The sequence below is a fragment of the Kitasatospora sp. NPDC023120 genome (genome assembly GCF_055560835.1).
The window spans coordinates 168,449-195,098 of the sequence record NZ_JBVHHY010000017.1 but is presented as its reverse complement, the minus strand read 5'-3'; the positions used below and the strand labels follow the sequence as shown (position 1 = coordinate 195,098).

At 70.6% G+C, this 26,650-nt stretch carries 26 protein-coding genes; 17 read left to right on the top strand and 9 right to left on the bottom strand.

Translation table 11 applies throughout. The features are described from left to right. Positions 1–376 precede the first annotated feature (376 nt). From ACZ3TI_RS25205 to ACZ3TI_RS25190, 4 genes are all read left to right on the top strand, one after another. Positions 377–1,315, top strand: a complete 939-nt coding sequence (locus tag ACZ3TI_RS25205; protein WP_465729809.1) for an ABC transporter substrate-binding protein — start codon at positions 377–379, stop codon at positions 1,313–1,315. A gap of 58 nt (positions 1,316–1,373) precedes the next feature. Beyond that, a complete protein-coding gene (locus ACZ3TI_RS25200; protein ID WP_465729807.1) occupies positions 1,374–2,324 on the top strand; it encodes an amino acid ABC transporter permease in 951 nt (316 codons plus the stop codon). Further along, a complete protein-coding gene (locus tag ACZ3TI_RS25195; protein ID WP_465729805.1) occupies positions 2,321–3,121 on the top strand; it encodes an amino acid ABC transporter ATP-binding protein in 801 nt (266 codons plus the stop codon). Before ACZ3TI_RS25200 ends, ACZ3TI_RS25195 begins: the two co-directional genes overlap by 4 nt. A 114-nt stretch (positions 3,122–3,235) precedes the next feature. Continuing rightward, positions 3,236–3,829 (top strand): CGNR zinc finger domain-containing protein, encoded by a 594-nt coding sequence (locus ACZ3TI_RS25190; RefSeq protein ID WP_465729803.1) that lies wholly within the window; start codon positions 3,236–3,238, stop codon positions 3,827–3,829. Here ACZ3TI_RS25190 and sodX read toward each other — a convergent pair whose 3' ends face one another. Then, a complete protein-coding gene (gene sodX / locus ACZ3TI_RS25185; protein WP_465729801.1) occupies positions 3,830–4,273 on the bottom strand; it encodes a nickel-type superoxide dismutase maturation protease in 444 nt (147 codons plus the stop codon). A gap of 177 nt (positions 4,274–4,450) precedes the next feature. Here sodX and sodN point away from each other — a divergent pair, with 177 nt between their 5' ends. The 8 genes from sodN to ACZ3TI_RS25145 all read left to right on the top strand — a co-directional run bounded on the left by sodN (position 4,451) and on the right by ACZ3TI_RS25145 (position 10,847). Beyond that, entirely contained in the window at positions 4,451–4,846 is a 396-nt protein-coding gene (sodN, locus tag ACZ3TI_RS25180) for a superoxide dismutase, Ni (RefSeq protein WP_465729799.1), read from the top strand. A 321-nt stretch (positions 4,847–5,167) separates the two neighbouring features. Next, a complete protein-coding gene (locus ACZ3TI_RS25175; RefSeq protein ID WP_465729797.1) occupies positions 5,168–6,250 on the top strand; it encodes a FecCD family ABC transporter permease in 1,083 nt (360 codons plus the stop codon). Then, on the top strand, positions 6,247–7,026 hold the full coding sequence (locus ACZ3TI_RS25170) for an ABC transporter ATP-binding protein (protein ID WP_465729795.1): 780 nt from the start codon (positions 6,247–6,249) through the stop codon (positions 7,024–7,026). Before ACZ3TI_RS25175 ends, ACZ3TI_RS25170 begins: the two co-directional genes overlap by 4 nt. An 18-nt stretch (positions 7,027–7,044) precedes the next feature. Then, the gene (locus ACZ3TI_RS25165) at positions 7,045–8,037 is read left to right on the top strand and encodes an ABC transporter substrate-binding protein (protein WP_465729793.1); all 993 of its coding nucleotides are present in this window, start codon (positions 7,045–7,047) and stop codon (positions 8,035–8,037) included. An 88-nt stretch (positions 8,038–8,125) separates the two neighbouring features. Then, on the top strand, positions 8,126–8,509 hold the full coding sequence (locus tag ACZ3TI_RS25160) for a nuclear transport factor 2 family protein (RefSeq protein ID WP_465729791.1): 384 nt from the start codon (positions 8,126–8,128) through the stop codon (positions 8,507–8,509). A 10-nt stretch (positions 8,510–8,519) separates the two neighbouring features. Continuing rightward, on the top strand, positions 8,520–8,996 hold the full coding sequence (locus ACZ3TI_RS25155; RefSeq protein WP_465729789.1) for a GNAT family N-acetyltransferase: 477 nt from the start codon (positions 8,520–8,522) through the stop codon (positions 8,994–8,996). Between the two features lie 237 nt (positions 8,997–9,233). After that, positions 9,234–9,644, top strand: a complete 411-nt coding sequence (locus tag ACZ3TI_RS25150) for an ATP-binding protein (protein WP_465729787.1) — start codon at positions 9,234–9,236, stop codon at positions 9,642–9,644. Between the two features lie 183 nt (positions 9,645–9,827). Then, positions 9,828–10,847 carry an RNA polymerase sigma factor SigF gene (locus tag ACZ3TI_RS25145; protein WP_465729785.1) on the top strand — a complete coding sequence of 340 codons (1,020 nt, stop codon included), beginning with the start codon at positions 9,828–9,830 and terminating at the stop codon, positions 10,845–10,847. 58 nt (positions 10,848–10,905) lie between these two features. Here the strand turns inward: ACZ3TI_RS25145 and ACZ3TI_RS25140 are convergent, their stop codons facing one another. Further along, positions 10,906–11,334, bottom strand: coding sequence for a hypothetical protein (locus ACZ3TI_RS25140; RefSeq protein ID WP_465729783.1), 429 nt, complete (start codon positions 11,332–11,334; stop codon positions 10,906–10,908). Between the two features lie 50 nt (positions 11,335–11,384). Between ACZ3TI_RS25140 and ACZ3TI_RS25135 the strand changes: the two genes are divergently transcribed. After that, positions 11,385–12,356, top strand: a complete 972-nt coding sequence (locus ACZ3TI_RS25135) for a diacylglycerol/lipid kinase family protein (protein WP_465729781.1) — start codon at positions 11,385–11,387, stop codon at positions 12,354–12,356. 368 nt (positions 12,357–12,724) lie between these two features. Beyond that, positions 12,725–12,976 (top strand): WhiB family transcriptional regulator, encoded by a 252-nt coding sequence (locus tag ACZ3TI_RS25130; RefSeq protein WP_014138019.1) that lies wholly within the window; start codon positions 12,725–12,727, stop codon positions 12,974–12,976. A 499-nt stretch (positions 12,977–13,475) separates the two neighbouring features. Here ACZ3TI_RS25130 and ACZ3TI_RS25125 read toward each other — a convergent pair whose 3' ends face one another. From ACZ3TI_RS25125 to ACZ3TI_RS25095, 7 genes are all read right to left on the bottom strand, one after another. Next, a complete protein-coding gene (locus tag ACZ3TI_RS25125; protein WP_465729779.1) occupies positions 13,476–14,996 on the bottom strand; it encodes a sensor histidine kinase in 1,521 nt (506 codons plus the stop codon). A gap of 442 nt (positions 14,997–15,438) precedes the next feature. Then, positions 15,439–16,497 (bottom strand): SIS domain-containing protein, encoded by a 1,059-nt coding sequence (locus ACZ3TI_RS25120; RefSeq protein ID WP_465729777.1) that lies wholly within the window; start codon positions 16,495–16,497, stop codon positions 15,439–15,441. Between the two features lie 187 nt (positions 16,498–16,684). Further along, complete coding sequence (locus ACZ3TI_RS25115) at positions 16,685–17,962, bottom strand: extracellular solute-binding protein (RefSeq protein ID WP_465729843.1); 1,278 nt, start codon at positions 17,960–17,962, stop codon at positions 16,685–16,687. Positions 17,963–18,430: 468 nt separating this feature from the next. Continuing rightward, positions 18,431–19,984 carry a glycoside hydrolase family 3 protein gene (locus ACZ3TI_RS25110; protein WP_465729775.1) on the bottom strand — a complete coding sequence of 518 codons (1,554 nt, stop codon included), beginning with the start codon at positions 19,982–19,984 and terminating at the stop codon, positions 18,431–18,433. Between the two features lie 6 nt (positions 19,985–19,990). Continuing rightward, positions 19,991–20,818, bottom strand: a complete 828-nt coding sequence (locus ACZ3TI_RS25105; protein WP_465729773.1) for a carbohydrate ABC transporter permease — start codon at positions 20,816–20,818, stop codon at positions 19,991–19,993. Further along, positions 20,815–21,843 (bottom strand): carbohydrate ABC transporter permease, encoded by a 1,029-nt coding sequence (locus ACZ3TI_RS25100; protein ID WP_465729771.1) that lies wholly within the window; start codon positions 21,841–21,843, stop codon positions 20,815–20,817. Before ACZ3TI_RS25100 ends, ACZ3TI_RS25105 begins: the two co-directional genes overlap by 4 nt. 89 nt (positions 21,844–21,932) lie before the next feature. Beyond that, a complete protein-coding gene (locus ACZ3TI_RS25095; protein ID WP_465729769.1) occupies positions 21,933–23,222 on the bottom strand; it encodes an extracellular solute-binding protein in 1,290 nt (429 codons plus the stop codon). Positions 23,223–23,558: 336 nt separating this feature from the next. Here ACZ3TI_RS25095 and ACZ3TI_RS25090 point away from each other — a divergent pair, with 336 nt between their 5' ends. From ACZ3TI_RS25090 to mctP, 3 genes are all read left to right on the top strand, one after another. Next, positions 23,559–24,350, top strand: a complete 792-nt coding sequence (locus tag ACZ3TI_RS25090; RefSeq protein ID WP_391553897.1) for a GntR family transcriptional regulator — start codon at positions 23,559–23,561, stop codon at positions 24,348–24,350. Between the two features lie 290 nt (positions 24,351–24,640). Next, positions 24,641–24,916: a DUF3311 domain-containing protein gene (locus ACZ3TI_RS25085; protein ID WP_465729767.1), complete on the top strand. Its 276-nt coding sequence runs from the start codon at positions 24,641–24,643 to the stop codon at positions 24,914–24,916. Beyond that, entirely contained in the window at positions 24,913–26,526 is a 1,614-nt protein-coding gene (gene mctP, locus ACZ3TI_RS25080) for a monocarboxylate uptake permease MctP (protein WP_465729765.1), read from the top strand. The genes ACZ3TI_RS25085 and mctP overlap by 4 nt, the downstream gene beginning before the upstream one ends. Positions 26,527–26,650: the final 124 nt, after the last annotated feature.

Here is a 26,650-nt window from a genome sequence, read left to right as displayed (position 1 = left end):
GGGATCCGCATACTTATGCGGAGGGTGACAGGGGCCCGGATTAGGTCCGAATAGCGGACAGTGTGACCCCTCGTTATCCGATTTTGATCTGGATGAGGGCCACCTGACCGTCCTCAGATGGCAGGATTCCCCCCATCTCGGATCGAGCCGACCACTGGTCGAGGCGGTTCGGCCAACGTCCACCTCGGCGGAGGGTGGCGGAGCAGTACCTCGTAAAACCCTGGGCGGTCCCAGCGTCCAGGCACTGCAGAACCCGGCCCGCACGTACGACGACGTACGACGCACACCCGTACGGCGCCGTACGGCTCGCAACCTCCGGTGCGCCGCTCCCGCGGCGCGTCCGCCCGACCTTCTCTCCCAGGAGGAGATCCCCCTCATGACCGCCCGTACCCAGCGCAACCGCCTCTTCGCGGCCGGTGTGGCTGCCCTCTCCGTCTCCCTCGTGCTGACCGGTTGCAGCAGCAGCAAGTCGTCGTCGGGCTCCACCGCCGCCGGTGGCGTGAACCCGTCCGCCAGCATCAAGGCGGCCACCGCCGACCCGGCCCTGGTCGCCCAGCTGCCCGCCGACATCAAGTCGGCGGGCAAGCTCGTGGTCGCCTTCGACGCCTCCTACGCACCGAACGAGTTCCAGGACGCCTCGAACAAGATCATCGGCATGGACGTGGACCTGGCCAACGCCATCGGCCAGAAGCTGGGTCTGCAGATCGAGACCCAGAACTCGCCGTTCACCGCGCTCATCCCGGGCATCCAGGCCAACAAGTTCCAGCTGGCGATGAGCTCGCTCACCGACAACAAGGAGCGCGAGGCCACCGTCGACATGGTGACGTACTTCCTCGCGGGCACCAGCGCGGCGGTCAAAAAGGGCAACCCGGACAAGATCGACCCGAAGGACCTGTGCGGCAAGAAGGTCGCCGTGCAGACCGGCACCATCCAGGCCGACGCCATCAAGGACACCATCAACCCGGACTGCGTCAAGGCCGGCAAGCCCCCGGTGCCCAACGACGGCGACAAGTTCGACCTGCAGACCGACGTGACCACGGCGCTGGTCTCCGGCCGCGACCAGGTCATGCTGGCCGACTCCCCGGTCATCGACTACGCGCTCAAGCAGACCAACGGCCAGCTGGAGCAGGTCGGCGCGGTCGAGGCCAAGGCCCCCTACGGCGTCGCCCTGGCCAAGGGCTCCGCGCTCGCCGCGCCCGTCCAGGGGGCCATCCAGGCGCTGATGGACGACGGCACTTACAAGCAGATCCTGGAGAAGTGGGGCGTCCAGGCGGGCGCGATCGACAAGTCCGTGATCAACGGCGCCACCAGCTGACCCTCCGCCAGTTCCCCACTCCCCTGAGGTCACCGTGAACCCTTCCGATCAGGGGCCGGTGAGTCCGGGACGGCCCGAAACCTTCAAGGCCGTCCCGGTCCGCCACCCCGGCCGGTGGGCGGGAGCCATCGTCGTCGCGGTCCTCGCGGCGATGCTGGTCCACGCCCTCGCCTTCAATCCCGCCTTCCAGTGGGACGTCGTCAACACCTACCTGTTCGACTCGAGCATCCTGCACGGCCTGGGCGTCACCCTGGAGCTCACCGCGCTGTCCATGCTCATGGGCGTGGCCGGCGGCATCATCCTCGCGGTGATGCGGCTGTCGCCGAACCCGCTGCTGTCGGGCACCGCGTGGTTCTACATCTGGATCTTCCGCGGCACCCCCGTGCTGGTCCAGCTGGTCTTCTGGAACTTCATGGGCGCGCTGTGGCCCAAGCTGTCGATCGGCATCCCGTTCGGCCCCGAGTTCTGGTCCGAGTCGACCAACACGCTGATCCCGGTCTTCACCGCGGCGCTGCTCGGCCTCGGCCTCAACGAGGCCGCGTACATGGCGGAGATCGTCCGCGGCGGCATCCAGTCGGTGGACGAGGGGCAGACCGAGGCGGCCCACGCGCTCGGCATGAGCCGGTTCGCGACCATGCGCCGGATCGTCCTGCCGCAGGCCATGCGGGTGATCATCCCGCCGACCGGCAACGAGACCATCTCGATGCTCAAGACCACCTCGCTGGTCAGCGTCATCGCGCTGGAGGAGCTGTTCCGGGCCGGGCAGAACATCTACTCGCGCACGTTCCAGACCATCCCGCTGCTGATCACCGTCAGCCTCTGGTACCTCTTCCTGACCTCCGTACTGACCATCGGGCAGTACTACGTCGAGCGGTACTACGCTCGGGGTACCACCCGGACGCTGCCGCCCACGCCGCTCCAGCGGGTGCGCAGGATGTTCGCCGGCAAGCCGACTCCGAAGACCGACCACGACGTGGTCCCGGGGCTCGAGGGAGGTGGCCACGCATGACCGACCTGACCAAGACTCCGGCCGACTCCGCGCCCGGCGAGCCCATGGTCAAGGCCGAGGGCGTGCGCAAGTCGTACGGCCTGGTCGAGGTGCTCAAGGGCATCGACCTGGAGGTCAAGCCGCGCGAGGTGTTCTGCCTGATCGGCCCGTCCGGCTCCGGCAAGTCGACCTTCCTGCGGTGCATCAACCACCTGGAGAAGATCAACGGCGGCCTGCTGTCCGTGGACGGCGAGCTGGTCGGCTACCGGCGCAAGGGCGACAAGCTCTACGAGCTCAGGGACCGCGAGGTCGCCCTCAAGCGGCGCGACATCGGGATGGTCTTCCAACGCTTCAACCTGTTCCCGCACATGACCGCCATAGAGAACATCATCGAGGCGCCGGTGCAGGTCAAGGGCGAGTCCAAGGCCGACGCCCGCGAGCGCGGGATGGCCCTGCTGGAGCGGGTCGGCCTCGCCGACAAGGCGAAGAACTACCCCTCGCAGCTCTCCGGCGGCCAGCAGCAGCGCGTCGCGATCGCCCGTGCGCTCGCCATGAAGCCCAAGCTGATGCTCTTCGACGAGCCGACCTCCGCGCTCGACCCCGAGCTGGTCGGCGAGGTGCTGGACGTCATGCGCGGGCTGGCCGAGGAGGGGATGACGATGATCGTCGTCACCCACGAGATGGGCTTCGCCCGCGAGGTCGGCGACGCGCTGGTGTTCATGGACGGCGGTGTGGTGGTCGAGTCCGGCAACCCCCGCGAGGTCCTCACCGACCCGCAGCACGAGCGCACCAGGGCCTTCCTCTCCAAGGTGCTCTGAACCCGTCCCGTCGGCGCCCGGCAGGCAGTTTTCCTGCCGGGCGCCGCCGTTTTCCCCACCCGGGTAATAGGCTGGAAGCAGTCAGCCCGTTACCGATTCTCTGGAAGGACCGCCGTGGAGCTCGCCTCGTACGCCGATCTCGCCGTTCGGCTGGTCAACACCGAGGAGCCCGAGCGCGGCACCGACACGCTGACCTCCGTGGACGCGGTGCGTGCCCTGTTCTCCGACTCCTCGCGGGCCGCCGCCCTCGCCGACGAGTCCGACCTGCCCCGGCTGCGGGCGGTGCGGACCCGGCTGCGCGGGGTCTTCGAAGCCGCCGCCGAGGGGGACGAGGTCCGGGGCGTCGACCTGCTGAACAGCCTGCTGATGGAGTACCCCGTCAGCCCGCTGATCTCCGGGCACGACTACCTGGACGACGCCGGACGGCCGCGCTGGCACCTGCACCTGGCCGACAACTCGCCGACCGCCACCGCGCACTTCAGCGCGGTCGCCTGCATGGGCCTGGCAGTCCACCTGACCGAGCTGGGCGCCGACCGGCTGGGCATCTGCCAGGCCGCGCCCTGCCGCAACGCCTACCTGGACACCTCGACCAACCGCTCCCGCCGCTACTGCTCGGACCGCTGCGCGACCCGGGCCAACGTCGCCGCCTACCGGGCCCGCAAGCGCCAGGAGGCGGAGGCCGCGCTGGGCACCGGGAAGCAGGTCTAGCTAGACCTCCTCCACCCAGACGCCGAGGCGGCGGGCCAGGCCCGGCAGCCGGGCCAGTCGCGGGGTGAGCAGCAGCCGCTCCAGCCGGCGGCCCGGCGCCAGCCAGGCCGGGCGCGGGCGCAGCCGCAGCAGCACCCGGCCGAGCAGCAGCTCGTCCGGGACGGCGCCGTAGCTGCGGCTGTCGCTGTCCACCGGGCGGTTGTCGGAGAGCATCCACCAGCCCCCGGCCCGGCGCTCGGCGGCCCGCTTCACCACCAGCAGGTCCTGTTGGAAGGGGTGCCGGAAGAGCACCACCGCTCCCGGGCGGACCGGCGCGCCGTAGCGGACCACCAGCCGGTCGCCCTCGCGCAGGGTCGGGACCATCGACGGGCCCGCCACGTCGACCAGCCCGAACGGCAGCGCGCCGCCCCGGGCCCGGCCCTCCGGTTCCGCACTCCGTGCCACGACTCCTCCTCCCGCGCCGACCGCACCCAGTCTGCCGTACGGACCGTCACCCGGTCGGTGTCCGGATTACCCCGGTTCCGGGTCCGCCTTTTGCCCTAGGCCCACCGCCCGATCGCGAAACCGGGAGGGCGGAAGGGTAATCTCGGGCGCGGGAAGACGATCTAAGGAAGGACTCCCATGTTCTCTCGTCTGTTTGCACCGCGCGCCACCGCCCACGCCCACTGTGACCTGCCCTGCGGCGTGTACGACCCGGCGCAGGCCAAGCTGGAGGCCGAGTCCGTCAAGGCCACCCAGGAGAAGTACCAGGCCAACGAGGACGCGCACTTCCGCGCCCGCGCCATCATCATCAAGGAGCAGCGCGCCGAGGCCGTCAAGCACCACATCTCGGTGCTGTGGAGCGACTACTTCAAGGCCCCGCACTTCGAGAAGTACCCGCAGCTGCACCAGCTGATCAACGACACCCTGAAGGCCGCCTCGGCCGCCAAGGCGTCCACCGACCCGGCCACCGGCCAGGCCCTGCTGGACCTGATCGCCGAGGTCGACAAGATCTTCTGGGAGACCAAGCAGGGCTGAGTCCTGACGCGTCGCCACCCGACCGCCCCCGTCCGTAGCGCCGGACAGGGGCGGTCGTGCGTTCACGTCCGGATCGACTCCGGTAAGGGTTGCCTGCCCTGAGTGCCTGTTATGCTGCCAGGGCGTCCGAGGGGGAAGTCCGGTGTGAATCCGGCGCTGACCCGCAACGGTGAGCGCGGCCGCCGAGGCCGCGCCAGCCCGATCGCCCCCGGTCGCTGACCTCCCGACAACTCGCCGCGGACTGCGAGGGGAACGGCGCCCCGGCACGCCTCCGGCCCGCGCCCGCCCCGGCGCACCCACGGCCCGAGGCAAGGCGCACCCGTGAACCGCGCACCCGTGAACCGCGCCCCCGCCGGCCCGCCCGACCGCCGAATACCCGCGCTCCCGCTCGCCGTCGGCCTCGCCGCCGCCCTGCTGCTCTCACTGGTCTGCGGGGTCGCCCTCGGCTCCTCCGGGCTCGGACTCCCCCGCGTGCTGCGACTGCTCGGTGCCGGGCTGACGGGCGGTCGGCTGGACGCGGGCGAGGCGGCCGCGTACGCCATCGTCTGGGAGATCCGGCTGCCGCGCACCGTGCTGGCCGCCGTGGTCGGCGCCGGGCTGGCCGGCACCGGGGTCGCCGTCCAGGCGCTGGTGCGCAACGCGCTCGCCGACCCCTTCGTGCTCGGCATCTCCTCCGGCGCGGCCGTCGGCGCCAACGCCGTGCTGCTGTTCGGCGCCTTCGCCTCGCTCGGCGTGTGGGCGGTCTCCGCCTCCGCCTTCGGCTCCGCACTGGTCGCGATGGCGCTGGTCTACCTCGCCGCCCGCACCGCGTACGGGCTCACCCCGCTGCGTCTGGTGCTCACCGGCACCGCCCTGTCCTACGGCTTCTCCGCCGCCACCACCCTGATGGTCTTCGCCGCCGACCGCGGCGAGGCCGCCCGGGACGCCATGATGTGGCTGCTCGGCAGCCTCGGCGGCGCCACCTGGGGCTCGGTACCGATCGCCGCCGTCACCGTCCTGGCCGGGCTGGCCCACCTGGGCTGCGCCGCCGGACGGCTGGACGCGCTCGCCATGGGCGACGAGACCTCCGCCTCGCTCGGCGTGGACCCGGACCGGCTGCGCCGCGAGCTGTTCGTGGTCACCGCCGCCGTCACCGGCACCGTGGTCGCGGTCAGCGGGGCGATCGGCTTCGTCGGACTGCTGGTGCCGCACCTGGCGCGGATGCTGGTCGGCGCCGGGCACCGCCGGGTGCTACTGGTCGCGCCGCTCGCCGGGGCCCTGCTGCTGGTCTGGGTGGACATCGCCTCCCGCACCCTGCTGGCGCCCGCCGAACTGCCCGTCGGAGTGTTCACCGCGGTGCTCGGCGTGCCCGCCTTCCTGCTGATGATGCGCCGTCGCGGCCAGGCCTTCGGAGGCCGCCGATGAGCGGCTCCGAGGACCTCGCCGTCGACGCCGTCTCGGTGGAGCTCGCCGGGACCCGGCTGGTCCACGAGGTGAGCCTTGCGGCCGCCGCCGGGCAGGTGGTCGGCCTGGTCGGACCGAACGGCAGCGGCAAGTCGACCCTGCTGCGCTGCGTCTACCGGGTGCTGAAGCCCGCCGGCGGCGCCGTCCGCCTGGCCGGCGACGACCTGCACGCGCTCACCGCGCGCGAGTCGGCCCGGCGGGTGGCCGCGCTGACCCAGGAGCACTCCGCCGAGTTCGACTTCACGGTGGCCGAGGTGGTCGCCATGGGCCGGCTGCCGCACCGGCGCGGCCTCGGCGCCCCCACCGAAGCGGACCGGGAGCGCTGCGCCGGGGCCCTGCGAAAGGTCCGGGCCGGGCACCTCGCCGAACGGGGCTTCCTGAGCCTGTCCGGGGGCGAGAAGCAGCGGGTGCTGTTCGCCCGCGCACTCGTCCAGGAGCCGCGCCTGCTGGTCCTCGACGAACCCACCAACCACCTGGACATCGCCCACCAGTTGGAGGTGCTGGCGCTGGCCCGCGAGGCCGGCCCGACGGTGCTCACCGCGCTGCACGACCTCAACCTGGCGGCGAGCCACTGCGACCTGCTGTACGTGCTGCGCGCGGGCCGGATCGTCGCCGCCGGTCCGCCCGGCGAGGTGCTCCGACCCGCCCTGCTGGCCGAGGTGTTCGGCGTCCGGGCCACCCCCGTCCGGCACCCGGAAACGGGCGCCGTCCAGCTGCTGTTCGACCGCCTCACCTGACCGACCGGAGGACCTCACGTGCGTACCAAGGCCGTTGCCACCGCCGCCCTGCTCACCCTCGGACTCACCGGCTGCGGCGCCGAGTTCGCCCCGGGCGAGGGGGCCACCGCCTCCGCCCACTACCCGGTGACCGTGGAGAACTGCGGCGCGGAGCTCACCTTCGCGCAGAAGCCCGCCCGGGTGGTCACCAACGACGTCAACATCACCGAGCTGATGCTCTCCCTCGGGCTCGCCGACCGGATGGCCGGCTACGTCATGCCCGACGACAAGGGGAAGATCGACCGGGTGCCCTGGAAGGACGGCTACCAGCAGACCACCTGGCTCTCCGAGCAGCGGCTGACCAAGGAGATCGCCCTCGACGCCAAGGCCGACCTGGTCCTCGCCGGCTGGCACTACGGCTTCGACGAGGGCACCGGCGTCACCCCACAGGCGTTCAAGGCCCTCGGCATCGACTCGTACGTGCTCAGCGAGTCCTGCCGCAGCGGCAAGGGCGCCGAGCGCGGCGTGATGGATCCGCTGGACGCGCTCTACACCGACCTGGCCAACCTCGGCGAGATCTTCGACGTCAAGGACCGCGCCGACAGGCTGATCGCCGACTCCAAGGCGCTGATCGACGCCGTCCGGCGGCCCGAGCGCCGACCGTCCGTCTTCCTGTACGACAGCGGGCAGGACAAGCCGTACACCGCCGGCAGGTTCGCCGCCGCGAACCGGATCATCACCGAGGCCGGCGGCACCAACGTCATGGGCGACCTCGCCGACACCTGGGTCACCGCCGGCTGGGAGACCGTGGTGCAGCGCGACCCCGAGGTGATCGTGATCAACGACTACGCGACCCCGGGCGCCGAGGAGAAGCGGAAGTTCCTCAAGTCCTTCCCGCCGCTGGCGAACGTCTCCGCGGTCAGGAACGACCGGATCTTCGTCCTGGACTACGTCGACCTGGTGGAGAGCCCGCGCAACCCGGCCGCGATCAGCACCCTGGCCGACTACCTGCGCACCGTCCCGGCCCGCTGACCGGCCCGGATCCACGCTCCTCCGGGCGGCGGCACCGGGCGTACGCTCAAGGTACGAGCCGACGGACCCCGACCGGAGGAGCGAGATCATGACCACCATGGCGGCCCCCGCCGCGTTCGACACCCGTGCCCTGCGCGAAGGCATCGAACGCGGCGACGCCGACGCCCTCCTGGCGCTCTACGCGGAGGACGCCGAACTGCGCATGGTCGACCGCAAGACCCAGCCCAGCCACCCCCTGGTGATGCACGGGCGGGACGAGATCGGCGCCATGCTGGCCGACATCTACGGCCGCGAGATGACCCACAAGCTGGAGCAGGTGGTCGTCCAGGGCGACCACGTCGCCTTCATGGAGTCCTGCCGCTACCCGGACGGCGTCCGGGTGCTGATGTCCTCGATGGCCGACCTCCGGGACGGAAGGATCGTCGATCAGACCTCGATCCAGGCCTGGGACGAGACGGGGCCCGAGCAGTAGGCTCGCAGGCATGATCCGCACCGCCGTCCCCACCGACGTTCCCGTCATCCACGCCATGATCCGCGAGCTCGCGGAGTACGAGAAGGCCGCGCACGAAGCGGTGGCCACCGAGGAGCAGCTGCACGAGGCGCTGTTCGGTGCGAACCCCGCGGTGTTCGGCCTGATCGCCGAGGACGAGGCCGGCGGCGAGCCGGTCGGCTTCGCGCTCTGGTTCCGCAACTTCTCGACCTGGCGCGGCACCCACGGGATCTACCTGGAGGACCTGTACGTCCGCCCGGAGGCGCGCGGCGGCGGCCACGGCAAGGCACTGCTGCTGGAGCTCGCCCGGATCGCCGTGGAACGCGGCTACTCCCGGGTGGAGTGGTCGGTGCTGGACTGGAACCAGCCCTCGATCGACTTCTACAAGTCGCTCGGCGCGGTGCCGATGGACGAGTGGACCGTCTACCGGCTCACCGACGGGGCGCTCGCCGCCGCCGGACGCCGCTGAGCGGACCGCAGGAGTCCGGGAAAGGGTCTGCCACCCTGCGTCGCAATGCCTTACCATGAGTAACTCCCGAACGGGGTGCGGTAGGGCAGAGCGTTGGCGGACCCGCAGACCCGGGCCCCTCCGAGGGGCGGCAAGGTGCCCTTCGAAGGGGTGGCAAAGTGCCCCCTTTACGGGGCGGCAAGCAGGGGTAACAAGCGGGGTACCAAGCAAGTACAGCGCGTCACCCAGGAGGCAAGGGTGTCCCAGATCGACGGCGATCTCGGTGTTCAGGACTTCGTGGAGGTCCGGCTCCCGGCGGCGGGGGCCTACCTCTCCGTGCTGCGAACAGCGACGGCCGGGTTGGCGGCCCGGCTGGACTTCACCCTCGACGAGATCGAGGACCTTCGGATCGCGGTCGACGAGGCCTGCGCCATCCTGCTCCAGCAGGCGGTGCCCGGCTCTGTCCTGTCGTGCGAGTTCCGGCTGGTCGGCGACTCGCTGAAGGTGACCGTCGCCGCCCCGACCACCGACGGCAAGGCCCCCGAGCGGGACACCTTCGCCTGGACCGTGCTCTCCGCGCTGGCCGGCGAGGTCGACTCCTCGGTCGCCGAGGACAACACCGTGTCGATCAGCCTGCACAAGAAGCGCGGCGGGTCCGCCGCCCACTGACCGGGCGCCGAACCGCACCCCGCAGACCGAGCAGCACCGAGCAGCACCCGCGCAAGGGCCGTCCGCCGAACCCCCTCCGGGGCCCGGCGGACGGCTCCCGGTACCGCCCCGCGCGGTACGACCAACGAGACGATTCCGGGGCCGCCGGCCCCGGTGCTCCCGGAACGGAACGGGGGAATGGCCGTGAGTGATCTGGACCGTACCGGCCTCGCGACGGCGGGACCTGCCGTACCGACCCAGGCGAGCGTTCCCGGTCTCGCCGCCAACGACGAAGCGCACCCGAAGGACGCCCACCGGATGAGCCACCCGACCGAGCCGACGTCCGAGCCGACGTCCGAGCCGACGCCAGACTCCGCACCCCCGCCGGACCCGGCGGAGCAGGCGGAGGAGACGGCCGAGGCGGAGCTGCACGGCGCCGTGCCCACCCAGAGCGCGCACCGCAGCGGAGCCCCGGACCGGGAGGCCGCCCGCGCGCTGTTCGTCCGCCTGTCGGCGCTGCCCGAGGGCTCGCCGGAGCGGGTCGAGCTGCGCAACCAGCTGGTGCGGATGCACATCCCGCTGGTCGAGCACCTGGCCCGGCGCTTCCGCAACCGGGGCGAACCGCTGGACGACCTCACGCAGGTCGCCACCATCGGCCTGATCAAGTCGGTGGACCGCTTCGACCACGAGCGCGGGGTCGAGTTCTCGACCTACGCGACGCCGACCATCGTCGGGGAGATCAAGCGGCACTTCCGCGACAAGGGCTGGGCGGTGCGCGTCCCGCGCCGGCTGCAGGAGCTGCGGCTGTCGCTCACCACGGCGACCAGCGAGCTCTCCCAGCGGCACGGCCGCTCCCCCACGGTGCACGAGCTGGCCGAACACCTGGGGATCTCCGAGGAGGACGTCCTGGAGGGCTTGGAGTCCGCCAACGCGTACTCCACGCTGTCCCTGGACGTGCCGGACAGCGACGACGAGTCGCCGGCCGTCGCGGACACCCTGGGCGCCACCGACGAGGCGCTGGAGGGCGTCGAGTACCGCGAGTCGCTCAAGCCGCTGCTGGCCCAACTGCCGCCCCGGGAGCAGAAGATCCTGGTGCTGCGGTTCTTCCGGAACATGACCCAGTCGCAGATCGCCGCCGAGGTGGGGATCTCCCAGATGCACGTGTCCCGACTGCTCGCCCGGACGCTGGCCCAGCTGCGGGAGAAGCTCCTGGTGGAGGAGTAGGGCTGACGGTCGCTCGGCTCCGGCCGGGCGACCGCCCGGCCGTCCGGCGGCCCTGCGCTCAGTCCTCGGACGGGGCGTACAGGGCCGCCGTCGACTTCGGGTTCAGCAGCGAGCCGATGCCCACCAGCCCGAGCAGGCCGACCAGCCCGCCGACGGCGACCATCGAGCCGCCGCTCTCGATCATGTAGTAGGCGACCGGCAGGCAGATCGAGTTGGTCAGCACTGCCGGGCTGCGGCCCCAGCGGCGCGCCTTCAGCAGCGCGCGGGCGGCCAGCACCGGCAGCACGCCGAGCAGCACGATGACCACGCCGCCGAACTCGTTCAGGGCGAGCTGCTTGGACTGGCCGGACAGTGCGGCCACCATGTCCCAGACGCCGACGACGGCCAGCGCGGCGCCCTCCAGGGCGGTGATGGCGGCGCCCAGGGTCAGGGACGCCGGACGGCCGGAGCCGCCCGCGGGTACGGGTGCGGAGGTTTCTGCGGTCACTCCAGCAGGGTAGCCGCCGGTTGGTCCGTACCGACCCGTAGGCTTTCCCCATGCGCGCTCTCCTGGTCGTGAACCACAAGGCCACCACCACCAGTGGCCGGACCAGGGACGTCCTGATCCACGCGCTGCGCAGCGACCTCAAGCTGGAGGTGGCCGAGACGCAGTACCGGGGCCACGCGCGCGACCTGGCCCGGGAGGCGGCGGAGGACGGCACCGTCGACCTGGTGGTGGCACTGGGCGGCGACGGCACCGTCAACGAGGTGGTGAACGGGCTGCTGGCGCACGGCCCGGGCGAGAAGGTCCCGCGACTGGCCGTGGTGCCGGGCGGTTCGACCAATGTGTTCGCCCGCGCGCTGGGCCTGCCCAACGACCCGGTGGAGGCCACCGGCGCCCTGCTGCACGCACTGGAGCACGGACGGGAGCGCCCGATCGGCCTGGGCAAGGCGATGACCGACGGGCTGCCGGACCGCTGGTTCACCTTCACCGCCGGCCTCGGCTTCGACGCCGGGGTGGTCGGCCGGGTCGAGGAGCAGCGCAAGGCCGGGCGCAAGTCCACCCACGCCCTCTACGTCAAGCAGGCGATCCGGCACTACTTCACCCAGCGTGAGCAGCGCCGCTCCGGCCCGGTCTCCCTTGAGCTGCCGGGCCACGAGGCCGTGCCGGGGCTGGTGCTGTCGATAGTCAGCAACACCTCGCCGTGGACGTTCCTCGGCAACCGTCCGGTCTATCCCTCGCCGCTCGCCTCCTTCGACACGGATCTGGACGTCTTCGGGATCACCCGGATGACGGCGTTCGGCACGGCTCGAACGATCCGTCAGATCCTGCGGTCGTACGCGCCTTCGAGCGACGGCGCACCGCCGGTCGGCCCGTCCGGGAAGCACGTCGTCTCCTATCACGACGTCAGACACTTCACCTTGGTTTCAGAGGAACCCACCCCGTTCCAGGTGGACGGCGACCATCTTGGAGACAGGAGTCGCGTCAGTTTCACAGGCGTACGGCGGGCACTGCGTGTGATTGTGTGACCGGAAGCGGGGTTCACCCTTCTTCTCGAACGCACAAGCCCCCTTCACTCCATAGAAGTACTGGCTGTGAGGTAGGCGACACCGAAGAATCAAAAATTCCTCCCCGAAGGGGGTTGTATCCGAGCCCGAGGTTTGCGAACCTCTACATGGCGATCGGGACACATCGCAGCGACGGCGACTCCGGAACCACGGAGCACCGACCGCGGGGTGTCCCTCGAATCGCCGAATCCCCCCCAGCACAGACCACCCGGGTCCGGTAGGCCTTTGGTCTCTTTTGCTGTCGTGGGATTCGTGAAAGCGTTCACATTCACAAAGCCATCGATTATGCCGCCCGGGCCACCCCCGTCGGCAGGAGGAGTTGGACGACCATGGACTGGCGCCACCGCGCTGTCTGCCGCGAAGAGGACCCGGAGCTGTTCTTCCCGATCGGGAACACCGGTCCTGCTCTGCTGCAGATCGAGGAAGCCAAGGCCGTGTGCCGCCGCTGTCCGGTCATGGAGCAGTGCCTCCAGTGGGCCCTCGAGACCGGCCAGGACGCCGGCGTCTGGGGCGGCATGAGCGAGGACGAGCGTCGCGCGATGAAGCGCCGTGCTGCCCGCAACCGCGCCCGCACCGCCTGATCGCGCTGATCACACGGCGTAGCACCAGCAGTGACCGCAGTACCGATCAACACATGATCAAAGGCTTCCCTGCACCTCCTGGTGAAGCCTTCCGCACAAAGGACCTTGCTCGACTCGGTCCCGCGACACCGGACCCGTCCAGCCACTTGATACTGTTCACTTAGAGCAATACTGTGGAGCTGTGGCGCTCACCGTGTGCAACGCACCGGCGAGGTGTCGCACTACCCAGAGCCCCCGTTCCGGCCGACTCCCCCCGACGGCCGGAACGGGTTGAGAGGCCCTGTCGACCCACCCCCCCCCGGTCGACAGGGCCTCGTTTCTGTTTCCGCGCGTCGTCCGCGTCGTGCGCGTTCTCGCGTCGTGCGCAGCGGGTCGGGTGCGCCAGGCGCGCGGAGTGCTCACCCGGCGCGTCCGTCCGGGCACGCGCCCCTGCCGCGCGCCTGAACGCAACGGATTCTCAGCAGAATCTCAGCCGGCCGGGGCCGTGGCCGACCGGGCCTCAGCGGACCGGGATCTGAAGGACCACCTTGGTGCCGCCGTTCGGGCCGGCCACCATGTCGAAGGTGCCGCCGAGCTCACCGGTGGCCAGCGTCCGGACGATCTGGAGCCCGAGGTTCCCCGCCGTCTTCGGGTCGAAGCCCTCCGGCATGCCCCGACCGTCGTCCTGCACCGTGATCAGCAAGTACTCCTCCGGGCGGGCACCGCCGTTCCAGCTGTCCGACCAGCCCATCCCGGTGGCCGGGGCCCGCCCGCGCAGCGCGCTGACCTCCAGGTTCCCGGAGGCCGTCGGGCCGAAGGCGTGCTCCAGGGCGTTCTGCAGCAGCTCGGTCAGCACCATCGACAGCGGGGTGGCCACCTCGGCGGACAGGATGCCGAAGCTGCCGGTGCGGCGGGTCGCCACCCGGCCGTCCTGGGACAGCTCCATCGCCATCGCCAGCACCCGGTCGGCGATCTCGTCGAAGGCCACCTGCTCGTCCAGCGCCTGGGAGAGGGTCTCGTGCACGATCGCGATCGAGCCGACCCGGCGCACCGCCTCGTCCAGCGCGGCCCGCCCGGACTCCGACTCCATCCGGCGGGACTGCAGCCGCAGCAGGGCCGCGACGGTCTGCAGGTTGTTCTTCACCCGGTGGTGGATCTCCCGGATGGTGGCGTCCTTGGTCATCAGCTCGCGGTCGCGGCGGCGCAGCTCGGTGACGTCGCGGCAGAGCACCAGCGAACCGGTCAGGGTGCCCTTGGGCTTGAGCGGGATCGCCCGCAGGGTCACCACTCCCCCCTGCGCCTCCACCTCGGTCTGCCGCGGCGCCCAGCCGCTGGCCACCTTCACCAGCGCCTCGTGGACCGCTCCCCGGGACGGCGGAGCGAGGTCGGCGGTGGTGCGGCCGAGGTGGCTGCCGACCAGGTCGGTGGTGAGGCCGAGACGGTGGTAGGCGGAGAGCGCGTTGGGGCTGGCGTAGGTGACGATGCCGTCCGCGTCCAGGCGGATCAGGCCGTCGCCGACCCGGGGCGCGGCGTCCATGTCGATCTGCTCGTGGCCGGGGAAGGGGAAGCTGCCGGCCGCGATCATCTGCGCCAGGTCGGAGGCACTCTGCAGGTAGGTGAGCTCCAGCCGGCTGGGGGTGCGGACGGTCAGCAGGTTGGTGTTGCGGGCGATCACCCCGAGCACCTTGCCCTCGCGCCGGACCGGGATCGACTCGACCCGGACCGGGACCTCCTCGCGCCACTCCGGGTCGCCCTCGCGCACGATCCGGCCCTCGTCGAAGGCGGCGTCCAGCAGCGGGCGGCGACCACGCGGGACGAGGTGGCCGACCATGTCGTCCTGGTAGGAGGTCGGCCCGGTGTTGGGCCGCATCTGCGCCACCGAGACGTAGCGGATGCCGTCCCAGGTGGGGATCCACAGCACCAGGTCGGCGAAGGAGAGGTCGGAGAGCAGCTGCCACTCCGAGACCAGCATGTGGAGCCATTCCACGTCGGCCCCGGTGAGGGTGGTGTGGCGGCGGACGAGTTCGTTCAGCGAGGGCACATGGCGAGGGTAGCGCCGACGGTCCGGGCGGGGCGCGGCGGACCGGCGGGCGGACCGGGCGTGAAGGTCTCGCGACCGGGAGGAGTTGTTTAGACCAATTTGGCAGGAGGCCTGGACAACCCAGATTGGTCTAGTCCACAATGGAAGGGCACCAAGGAGAGGCCCCCGCGCAACTGCCCTGACCGCGCGCGGCCTTTCCTCGGTCGGACGCCGCCGATCGAGGACCCCGCACAGTCCTCGATCGTCCCCGGTGCCCGACGACAGCTCCGGGCTACGGTGCCGCATGGGTTGAGGGTCCCGTGTCGGCGCCGTGGCCCGTAGTGCTTTCCGGGCACCGCCCGTCCCCCGAACCACGTCCCGCCGCTCAGCGGTCCGGCCCCCGTCCACAGCCTGTGGACGGGGGCCGGACCGTATCCGCCCGAGGCGGGTGGGCGAGTGACGGCTACCTGGTTTCGGTGACCTTGGCCAGGGCGCGGGGGGCGTCCGGATCCTGGCCGCGGGCGATGGTGACCTCGTACGCGAGCAGTTGCAGCGGGAGGATCTCCAGGATCGGCTGCACCTCCTCGGGCACGCCGGCCGGGAGGGCGAAGCCCGCCGAAGCGGCGTCGACCTGCGCCTGCTGGCCGATCACCACCAGGTCGGCGCCGCGGCCGCGCAGGCGGTCCAGCACCGGCTGCAGCGCCTCGCCGCCCTTGCCGTCCGGGACGATCGCGATGACCGGCGACACGTTGTCCACCATGGCGAGCGGCCCGTGCAGCAGGTCCGCGCCGGAGAACGGGCTGGCCGGGATGTAGGTGGTCTCCATCAGCTTCAGCGCCGCCTCGCGGGCGGTCGGGTAGCCGTAGCCGCGCGAGGTGATGACCAGGCGCTGGGCGAAGCGGTAGCGCTCGGCGAGCGCCTTCACCTCGGCCTGCCGGGCCAGCACGCCGGCGGCCAGGCCGGGCAGCGCCTTGGCGTCCGCGCCGTCGCCGCCCCGCAGCCCCTCGACCAGCAGGTAGAGCGCCAGCAGCTCGGCGGTGTAGGTCTTGGTGGCGGGCAGCGCCTTCTCCGGACCGGCCAGCACGTCGATGTGGAACTCGGAGACCTCGGCCAGCGGCGAGGCGGAGTTGTTGGTGACCGCGAGGGTGATCGCGCCGGCCTCGCGGGCGGCCTTGGTGGAGGCCACCAGGTCCGGCGAGCCGCCGGACTGGCTGACGGTGATCACCAGGACGTCGGTGAGGTCGGGCTTGGCGCCGTACGCGGTGGTGGTGGACATCGAGGTGAGCCCGGCGGGCTTGCCGAGCAGGATCTCGATCAGGTACTTGGCGTACAGCGCGGCGTTGTCGGACGTGCCGCGCGCGGTGAGCAGGACGAAGCGCGGGTTGCGGGCGGCGATCCCGGCCGCGATCTCGCCGATCTTCGGGGCACCCTCGTCGAGGATGCGCTGGAGGACGGCCGGCTGCTCGGCCATCTCCGCCGCCATGATCCGGCCGGGGACGGAAACAGTCTGCGGGTCGGACATCTGGGTCTGCCTCCGATGAGATGGTTCGACCCCGCCCGGGCGGCTGCCCGACGGGGGATCTCTACGGCGGCGAGTCCGCACACTCGCTGCGGTTCTTCGTGCCTGGCAATCCTACGGGCGCGCCCGCCCCGGAGCACCTCCGTCCGCCCGCTCCCGGCTCCGGGTGCGGGCGGACGACGGCGCGGGGTCAGGACGCCTTGTTGATCAGTTGGTCGATCGCGGCGTCGGCCTCCTTGGTGGCCTGGTCCACCGACTTGCCCTTGAGGATCGCGGTCAGCATGTCGGGGATGATCTTCTGCTTCTCGACCGCGCCCCAGCCGGGCGCCAGCGGGGTGAACCAGGCGTCCGGGACGGCGTTGGCCGCGGCGGCGGTGGACGGCTTGCTCTTCAGCGGGTTCAGCTGGTTGAGGTTGTTCGGCAGGATGTCCTTGTCCGCCAGCGCCTGCTCGGACTTGGTGCTGGTGAACATCCGGATCCAGTCGGCCGCCGGCCCCGCCGACGGGGACTTGGCGGTGACGGCGAGGTCGGATCCGCCGATGAAGGTCGGCAGCGGCTTGCCGTCCGGGCCGGGCATGGTGGCCACCTTGACGGAGTCCTTGAGGCTCGGGTCACCGGTGACGGGCGCGGTGACGCCGGCCGCCTCGTAGCCGTTGCCGTAGAAGGACGCGGCGTGCCCGCGCGCCATCGCCTCGTACTGGTTCTGCTCGTTCACCGTCACGTCGCCCTTGTTGTACTTGCGCACCAGGTCGACGAAGTGGCCGATGCCCTCCTGGGACTTGGGGTCGTGCAGGGTGCCGTGCCAGTTGCCCGAGCTGTCGAACTTGGCGATGCCGCCGCCGTACCCGGCCACGTAGCTCATCGCCGCGTACCAGTACGGGCCGGGCAGGTAGAGCGGGGAGAAGGTCCTGTCCGCCTTGTTCTTGTCCGCGACCTTGTCCAGGGCGGCCAGCAGTTCGGTCTCGGTCTTCGGGAACTCGGCGCTGCCGGTGGCCTGTTGGAAGGCGGCGGAGTTGTAGATGGCGACCCGGGAGCCGGCGTAGTACGGCACGCACCAGAGCTTGTCCTGGTAGGTGCAGGTGTTGGCGAGCGCCTTGATCCAGCTGTCGGAGTTGTCGAAGGTGGTCCGGTCCACCGGCGCCAGCGCACCGGACAGCACGTACTTCATGGTCTCGGTGTTGCCCAGCTCGACCACGTCGGGGGCGGCGCCCTCGGCGATGGCCTTGTCCAGCTTGGCGACCTTGTCCGCCCAGCCCTGGTAGGAGAGCTTGAGGGTGACCTTCGGGTACTTCGCGGCGAACTCGTCGTTGACCCGCTGGACCAGGTCGGGCCAGTTCTTCTGGGCGTCGTCCATCAGCCAGACGGTGACGGTGCCGGTGGCCGTCTTCGGGTCGGCGGCGGCGCTCCTGCCGTCGCCCGACGGCGATCCCGAGGAGGAACAGGCCGTCAGGCCCGCCGCCAGTGCCATGGTCCCGAGAGCCGAGACGAGCTGACGCTTATTCACGCCGTCCTCCGAGGGTGTTCTAGAGCCGTGATGCCCGCCGGCAGCGTGATTGGCGCCCGCAGCGGAGATTCCGGACAGGGGGCGGCGAGGAGCTTCGGGGTGGGCCGATACCACATCCGGCGAGGTTGAACCTCGAACCGGATGACTGGACTCTGGCCTAGACCAAAGGTGGTGTCAACGGCCAACAGCCTTTGTGGCCAAGGCCGTTGCAGAGCCGTTGTACCCCGTGGCGATCAGTCGCCGACCCGTCACCTTGAGTGGGACTTAAGGTGGATTTAAGGCCTGCTTGAGGGAACGCCGTCACCGGCGGGTCCCGGCTCGACGCCGGGGAGGGCGCCGGGAGAAACGGAACGGGCCCGCCATGCGACATGCGCATGACGGGCCCGTCGGCGGACGCCTCCCGGAGCTGGCCGGTGACGTCCTGCACGCGGTTCAGCCGACCGCTCCCGGCTGCCCGGTGAGCACCTCCACGGCCGCCAGCCCGCAGACCCGGGCGGCGCCGTGGGTGGCGATGTAGAGCGCGCCGACCGGCTCGGACTGGGGCAGCCCCATCTCGACCACGGCGGCGTCCGGGCGGGCCGCGACCAGGCGGCTCAGCACGGCGGACATCCACGGGTAGCGGTGCGCGTCCCGGACCACCAGCACCAGGCGGCGGCCCTCGGCGCCGGCCACCAGCTCGTCGACCAGGGCGTCCAGCTGCTCCGGAGCGGCCTCGGCCGCCGACACCTCGCGGGTGCGGGTGCCGGGGAAGCGGTCGGCCAGCATGCCGGCCACGCCCCACGGGGTGACGCCGCCGACCGCGATGTTCGGCTCGTCCGAGAACGAGGCCACGTACGGGCGCTCGCTCACCGGAGGCGTCACCAGGCCCGGGGCCCGGACCACCTTCAGCGCCCGGCGCGCGGCCCGCAGGCCGACCGCCAGGTCGGGCTCCGGCCGCTCGCCCTGGGCCGAGATCCGGCCCCAGCTGCCCAGCGCCCGGACCCGCGCGGCGGCGTCCGCCAGCCGCTCCTCGTCGAGGTGCCCGGCCCGCACGCCCGCCACGATGGCGTCGCGCAGCATCAGCACGGTCTCCTCGTCGGCGAGCCCGCCGCCGACGCAGATCGCGTCCGCACCGGCCGCCAGGGCCAGCACCGTGCCCTCGCCCATCCCGAAGGTGTCGGCGATGGCGCCCATCTCGATCGCGTCGCTGACGATCAGGCCCTGGTAGCCGAGGCCGCCGTCGGCGGGGGCGGCGCGCAGCAGGTCGCGCAACACGGTCGGGCTCAGGGTGGCCGGCAGCTTCGGGTCCAGCACCGGGATCATGATGTGGGCGGTCATCACGGCCTTGGTGCCGGCCGCGATCGCCGCCTGGAACGGGATCAGGTCGCGGGCCCGCAGCACGTCCAGGTCGACGTCGATGACCGGCAGGCCGTGGTGCGAGTCCACCGCGGTGTCGCCGTGGCCGGGGAAGTGCTTGGAGCAGGCGGCCACTCCGGCCGACTGCAGGCCCTCGACCCAGGCGGCGGTGTGCCGGGCGCACAGCTCGGGGTCGGCGCCGAAGGAGCGGACGCCGATGACCGGGTTGCGCGGGTTGGAGTTGACGTCCGCGGTGGGCGCCCAGTTGTAGTTGACGCCGGCCGCGGCCAGCGCCCGGCCGAGCTCGCGGGCGACGTCCCGGGTCAGCGCCGGGTCGTCGATCGCGCCGAGCGCGAGGTTGCCGGGCCAGGACGAGCCGGAGCCCGCCTCCAGCCGGGTGACGTCCCCGCTCTCCTCGTCGATGGCGATCAGGAGGTCGGGGTTCTCGGCGCGCAGCGCCCGGGTGAGCGCGGCGAGCTGGTCGAGGTCGACCACGTTGCGGTCGAACAGCGCGACCGAGCCGAGGCCGGCGGCGAGGTGGCGCAGCAACCACTGCGGCGGCTCGGTGCCGACGAAGCCGGGCTGCAGGACGGTCAGGGCGTCGCGGTGCAGCTGGTCGCTGTCCGGCACGGTGGGAACGAGGATGCTCACGGTGACTCAGCCCTTCACGGCGCCGTCGGTCAGACCGCCGACCGCCTTGCGCTGGAGGAAGATGAACAGGATCAGCACGGGGATGGCGAACATCGTGGACGCGGCCATGGTGGCGCCCCAGTCGTTGCCGAAGGCGGTCTTGAAGGAGGACAGCCACAGCGGGAGGGTCTTGCCCTCCTCCTTGTTGAGCATCAGGACGAGCGGGAACTCGTTCCACGCCGTGATGAAGCCGAACAGCGAGGTCGACATCAGACCGGGGGCCAGCAGCGGGAAGACCACCTTCACGAAGGCCTGGGTGCGGGTGCAGCCGTCCACCATGGCCGACTCCTCCAGCTCCCTGGGCACGGCGGCGATGAAGCCGCGCAGCGTCCAGATGGTGAAGGGAAGGATCATCATCATGTAGAAGAGCGTCAGCGGCAGCAGGCTGTTCAGCATGTCGTTGTCGCGGGCGATGATGTACGCCGCGATGGTCATGACCTCCCAGGGCGCCATCTGCGCGACCATGATGACCAGCACGAAGGTCTTGCGGCCGCGGAACCTCATCCGGGCGATGGCGAAGGACGCCAGGGTCGCGATCACCAGCGAGATCAGCACCGCACCGACCGTGACGGTGACGCTGTTGGTGACGAACTCCCAGAAGTGCTCCGCGTTGACCGCGGTGGTGAAGTGGTCGATCGTGCCGTCGAGCGGGAGGAAGACCGGCGTCTTGCTGATGATGTCGCGGTCCTGCTTGAAGGAGGTCGCGACCATCCAGTAGACGGGGAAGATGAAGAAGACGAAGAGGACGACCGCGATCACGTTCGGCCAGGTACGTCCGAAGAGAGAGCGCCTCACAGCTCGTCCTCCTGCTTGATCATGATGCGGAAGTAGTACGCCATCAGCGCGCCCAGCATCAGGATGGTGAGCACCGCGATCGCGGAGCCGATGCCGTAGTGCTGCCCGGACGTGCCCTCCAGGTAGGCGTGCACGGGCAGGGTCCTGGTCAGGTTCTCGGGGCCGCCACCGTTGATCGCGTAGACCTGGGTGAAGGACTTGAACACCCAGATGACTTCGAGGAACGTCGTGGCGAGGAAGAACGGCTTCAGGTTGGGGAAGATCACCAGGCTGAAGATCTTGCCGGAGCCGGCGCCGTCCATCCGGGCGGCCTCGTAGAGCTCCCTGGGGATGGTGGTCAGGCCGGCGTACATGTTGAACGCCACGAAGGGGATCGACTGCCAGACGATCAGCAGGATGACGACGAAGAAGGTCGAGTACTGCGAGCTGAGCCAGTTGTAGTCGGCCATCGAGTGCCAGCCGAGCTGGTCCAGGAACCAGTTGACGACGCCCCACTGCTGGTCGAACAGCCAGGTGTAGACGGTGGTCGCGGCGACCACCGGCATGGCCCAGGCCATCAGCAGCGCGATCGACAGCGCCAGGCGCATCCGCTTGCCGAGGTGGTTGAGCAGCAGGCCGACCAGCGTGCCGCCGACCATGATCAGCACCACGTTGACCAGGGTGAAGACGACCGTGCGGCCGGTGACCGACCAGAAGTCCGGGTCGGTGAGCTGCTCCGTGTAGTTGTCGAAGCCGGTCCACTCGGTCAAGTGCATGACCAGCTGGCGCCTGTTGAGGTTCTGGAACGACAGCAGGACCGTCTTGACCAGCGGCCAACCCAGCAGGGCGATGGTCGCCACCATGGCCGGCAGCAGCAGCAGGTACGGGGCGAGGCGGGCGCCCGGTCCGCGGCCGCCCGCCGTTCTGGTGCCCTTCGGCGCGGCGCCCTCGGAACCGCCGCGCGCGGCACTCGTCCCACTTCCGGCCACCACGGCCTGCCCCGCGTCCGGGGACGGTGCCTGCACCCGCTCTGAATGCACAGCCATCGTTCTCACTTCCTCACAACCCGACCACGACGGACAGGCGCCGCCCACCGGCCCCCCGCCGGGAGCCGGTGAGCGACGCCGCTCAGTTGTCACTGCTTCTGGTTGAGCCGCTTCGCGATCTCGTCGTCGTACTTCTTGGCCGTGGCCGCGTAGTCGCCACCCTGCAGGGCGGCGGTCAGGAACTCCTTGATCGGGTTCGGCTTGTCCTCGACGCTCGCCCAGTTCGGGGTGTTCGGGGTGATGCCGCCGACCGCCGCGGCCGACTGGGCGGCCTTCGCGAAGTCACCGGTGATCTGGCCGTTCAGCGCGGCCTTGTTCGGGATGTTGCCCGCGGCGGCGACCAGGCCCTCGTTCTTGTCGTTGAGGGCGACCTTCAGGAAGTCCTTCGCCATGTCGGTGTTCTTGCTCTGCGAGGCGACCGCGAGGTTCGAGCCGCCGAGGAAGACGCCGGACGGCTTGTCGGCGGTCTTGCCCGGGAGCGGGAAGAAGCCGATCTTGTCCTTGGCCATCTCCTCCGGCTTGGGGAGCTCCCAGCCGAGGGCGATCATGGCGCCGACGTTGCCCTTGGCGAAGACGTCCTTCTGCTGCGGGGTGGCCTCGTCCTTGTCCTTCGGCCCGGTGGCCGAGTAGCTCTGCAGCTTCTTGTAGGTCTCGAAGGCCTTCTGCGCCTCGGGCGAGGACAGGCCGCCGACCCACTTGTCGCCGTCCTTCTTGGCGATCTTGCCGCCCTCGCCGGTGAGCAGGCCGAAGTAGGTGTACCACTCCTGGCCCGGCAGGTAGATCGGGTCGGCGACGCCCTCGGTGGTCTTGAGCTTGTCCAGGTCGGCGTAGAACTCGTCCAGGGTCTTCGGGGCGGCGGTCAGACCGGCCTTGGTCCAGAGGTCCTTGTTGTAGGCGACGACGCGGTTGGAGACCCACCACGGGGCGGCGTACTGCTTGCCGTCCAGGATCGCGGCCTCGTTCTGGTTGGCGGCCCAGCCGTCGCCGCCCAGGTTGGCCTTGTCCTTGGTGATGTCGAGCAGGCCGCCCGAGGCCGCGTAGCCGGCGGTCTGGGTGTTGCCGATCTCCAGGACGTCGACCGAGCCCTCGGACAGCGCGGCGGTCACCTTCGGGCCGATGCCGTCCCACTCCTGGATCTGGAAGTCCACCTTGGAGCCCGGGTAGGCGGTCTCGAAGTCGGCCTTGACCGCGTCCGTCCAGCCCTTCGGGGCCGAGCCGGTCATCAGCCACACCTTCAGCGTCTTGCCCTTGTACTTGTCGGCCGCCGAGGCGGACGACGACTTCGAGTCGCCGTCGCTCTTCTTGCCGTCCGAGCCACAAGCCGCCAGGCCGACGACCATTGCTGCGACGCCGACCGCCGCGATGAGCTGACGCTTCACGCCATCCTCCTGAGGGATGCCTGGTTTACCCCCGTCGGGCGGTAGCGGCAGACCCACACAAAGCGGGGGAAACGGTGCCGCGGACCCTTCGAACGGGTGGGGGGATTCGTAGTGACCGGCCTAGTGGTGTAGACCAGATGCCTGGAGCTTGGCCTAGACCAATGGGCCTGTCAACGGCTGTTCGACCGATCTCGACCACCCGTTATCAAGCCGACACCGCTCATCGTTCATCGCGTGATGAGGTATTCGTTCCGTAGCCATACATGCAACGATGTGAACCGTTAACGATGTGGCGGGGCCTGTGAAGGCCCCGCGAGAAGCGGGAGAACAGGTCCGATGAGCAGTGACGGGGGAACCACCGCCCAGGCCGACGACCCCGAGGTGAAGAACCTCCCGACGCAGACCGGCACCGACCCGACCGCGCGCGTCCCCAAGTACTACGGACTCAAGCGCCACCTGCTGCAGCTCACCGAGACCCAGCCCGCCGGCACCCCGGTCCCGCCCGAGCGCGCGCTGGCCGCCCAGTTCGACACCTCGCGCACCACCGTCCGTCAGGCCCTGCAGGAGCTGGTCGTCGAGGGCCGGCTGGAGCGCATCCAGGGCAAGGGCACCTTCGTCGCCAAGCCCAAGGTCGCCCAGGCGCTGCAGCTCACCTCCTACACCGAGGACATGCGGGCCCAGGGCCTGGAGCCCACCTCCCGGCTGATCGAGATCGGCTACATCACCGCCGACGACCGGCTCGCCCCGCTGCTCGACATCAAGCCCGGCGGCCGCGTGCTGCGGATCGAGCGGCTGCGCCTGGCCAACGGCGACCCGATGGCCATCGAGGTCGCCCACCTGTCCGCCAAGCGCTTCCCCGCCCTGCGGCGCAACCTCGCCAAGCACAACTCGCTGTACGCGGCGCTGCGCGAGGTGTACGGGGTCACCGTGGCCGAGGCCGAGGAGACCATCGAGACCACCCTCGCCAACCCGCGCGAGGCCGGGCTGCTCGGCTCCGACCTCGGGCTGCCGATGCTGCAGCTGTCCCGGCACTCCTTCGACGCCGAGGGCGACCCGGTCGAGTGGGTCCGCTCCATCTACCGGGGCGACCGGTACAAGTTCATCACCCGGCTGAAGCGTCCGGAGTAACCGGGCGCCCCCACGGCGCCTCGGGCACCGGCGCGCGCGACCCGCACGCCGGTGCCTTCTGCGTCCCCGGCCTTCGCCTCCGTCCGGATGGCGGGAAGTTGCGCCGATACCAGTGACATGGATCACCCCATGCTCTAGATTGCGCAGCCATACTGACTGCCGATCACCGATGGTGCTGCTCGGCGGGCTCGTGGGGGCGCGGGACGCCGCCCGGGCTGCGGCGCCGACGGGGAGAACCCTCCGGAGCGGAGCCGAAGATGCCGTCTGATCCCGATATCGTCGAAGATGTCATGCCCGAGCCACCCGGGGCTCCCGTCCCGGTGGTGACGCCCGAGCGCGTGCTGGCCGGTCTCGCCCTGCTCGTGCCGATCGTCGCGATGATGTGGGTGTCCTCCTACGACAAGGGCGACCCGGTGGTGGCCGGATGGCCGTTCTTCTACTGGTACCAGCTGCTCTGGGTGCCGGTGTCGGCGGTCTTCACCGTCGCCGCCTACCTGCTGATCAACCGGGACGAGAAGGCCCGCAGGACGGCCCGCGGGGCGGCCCCGAAGGGCGGTGCGCGATGAAGGACGTCAACGTGCCGGCCCTCGTGGTCTTCGTGCTGTTCTTCGCCCTGGTCACCGTGATGGGCTTCCTCGCCTCCCGCTGGCGCCGCGCGGACGACGCGGCGCACCTGGACGAGTGGGGCCTCGGCGGGCGCAGCTTCGGGACCTGGGTGACCTGGTTCCTGCTCGGCGGCGACCTCTACACCGCGTACACCTTCGTCGCCGTCCCGGCGGCGGTGTACGCGACCGGCGCGGCGGGCTTCTTCGCGGTGCCGTACACGATCATCGCCTACCCGCTGGTCTTCCTCTTCCTCCCCCGGCTCTGGTCGGTCTCCCGGGTGCACGGCTACGTGACCCCGGCCGACTTCGTGCGCGGCCGGTACGGCTCGCGGCCGCTGTCCCTGGTGGTCGCGCTGACCGGGATCCTGGCCACCATGCCGTACATCGCGCTCCAACTCGTCGGCATCCAGGCGGTGCTGGACGTGCTGGGGGTCGGCGGCGGGGAGAACGCCAACTGGTTCGTCAAGGACCTCCCGCTGTTCATCGCCTTCGGCGTGCTGGCCGCCTACACCTACTCCTCCGGGCTGCGCGCCCCGGCGCTGATCGCCTTCGTCAAGGACGCCCTGATCTACATCGTGATCATCGTCGCGGTGATCTACATCCCGATCCGCCTCGGCGGCTACGGGCACATCTTCGACGCGGCCGCGCACAAGTTCAGCGCGCCGGGCTCCAAGGGCTCGATGACCGTCCCGCACGACAAGCAGTGGACGTACGCGACGCTGGCGCTCGGCTCGGCGATGGCGCTGTTCATGTACCCGCACTCGGTGACCGGCGTGCTGGCCTCCAAGTCCCGCAACACCGTGCGCCGCAACATGGCGATCATGCCCGCCTACTCGCTGATGCTGGGCCTGCTGGCGCTGCTCGGCTTCATGGCGATCGCGGCGGGCGTCGGCCAGGGCGTGAAGGGCTACAACGCGCAGCTCTCGGTGCCGCAGCTGTTCGCGAGCATGTTCCCGGACTGGTTCACCGGCGTGGCCTTCGCCGCGATCGGGATCGGCGCCCTGGTGCCCGCCGCCATCATGTCGATCGCGGCGGCCAACCTGTTCACCCGCAACGTCTACAAGGAGTGGCTCAAGCCCGCCGCCACCCCCGCCGACGAGACCCGGGTCGCCAAGGCGGTCTCGCTGCTGGTGAAGGTCGGCGCGCTGGTCTTCGTGCTCGGCATGGACAAGCAGGCCGCGATCAACCTCCAGCTGCTCGGCGGCCTGTGGATCCTGCAGACCTTCGTGGCGATCGTCGGCGGCCTGTTCACCCGCTGGTTCCACCACTGGGCGCTGTTCGCCGGCTGGGCGGCCGGCATGGCCTACGGCACCTGGCAGGCGTACGGGATCGCCAGCCCCGCCACCAAGCACTTCGGCGGCAACGCGACCGAGATCCCCGGCATCGGCGAGATCGGCTACATCGGCCTGACCGCCTTCGTGCTGAACCTGGTCGTCGCCGTGGTGCTCACCCTGGTGCTGCGGGCGGTCAAGGCGCCGCAGGGCCCGGACGAGACCAAGCCGTCCGACTACAGCGCCGACGCAGGCGACGACGAGCTGAAGAACGCGCCGGAGCCCGTAGCGGCGCACTGATTCGCGCCGTACGCGCCCTGTGATCGCGCCGCCTTCTCCGTGAACACTGGAGAAGGCGGCGCGATCATATGTATGTACAGGCGTGCACGCCGGGCACCACCAGACCGGACCGGCAACCGGCCGG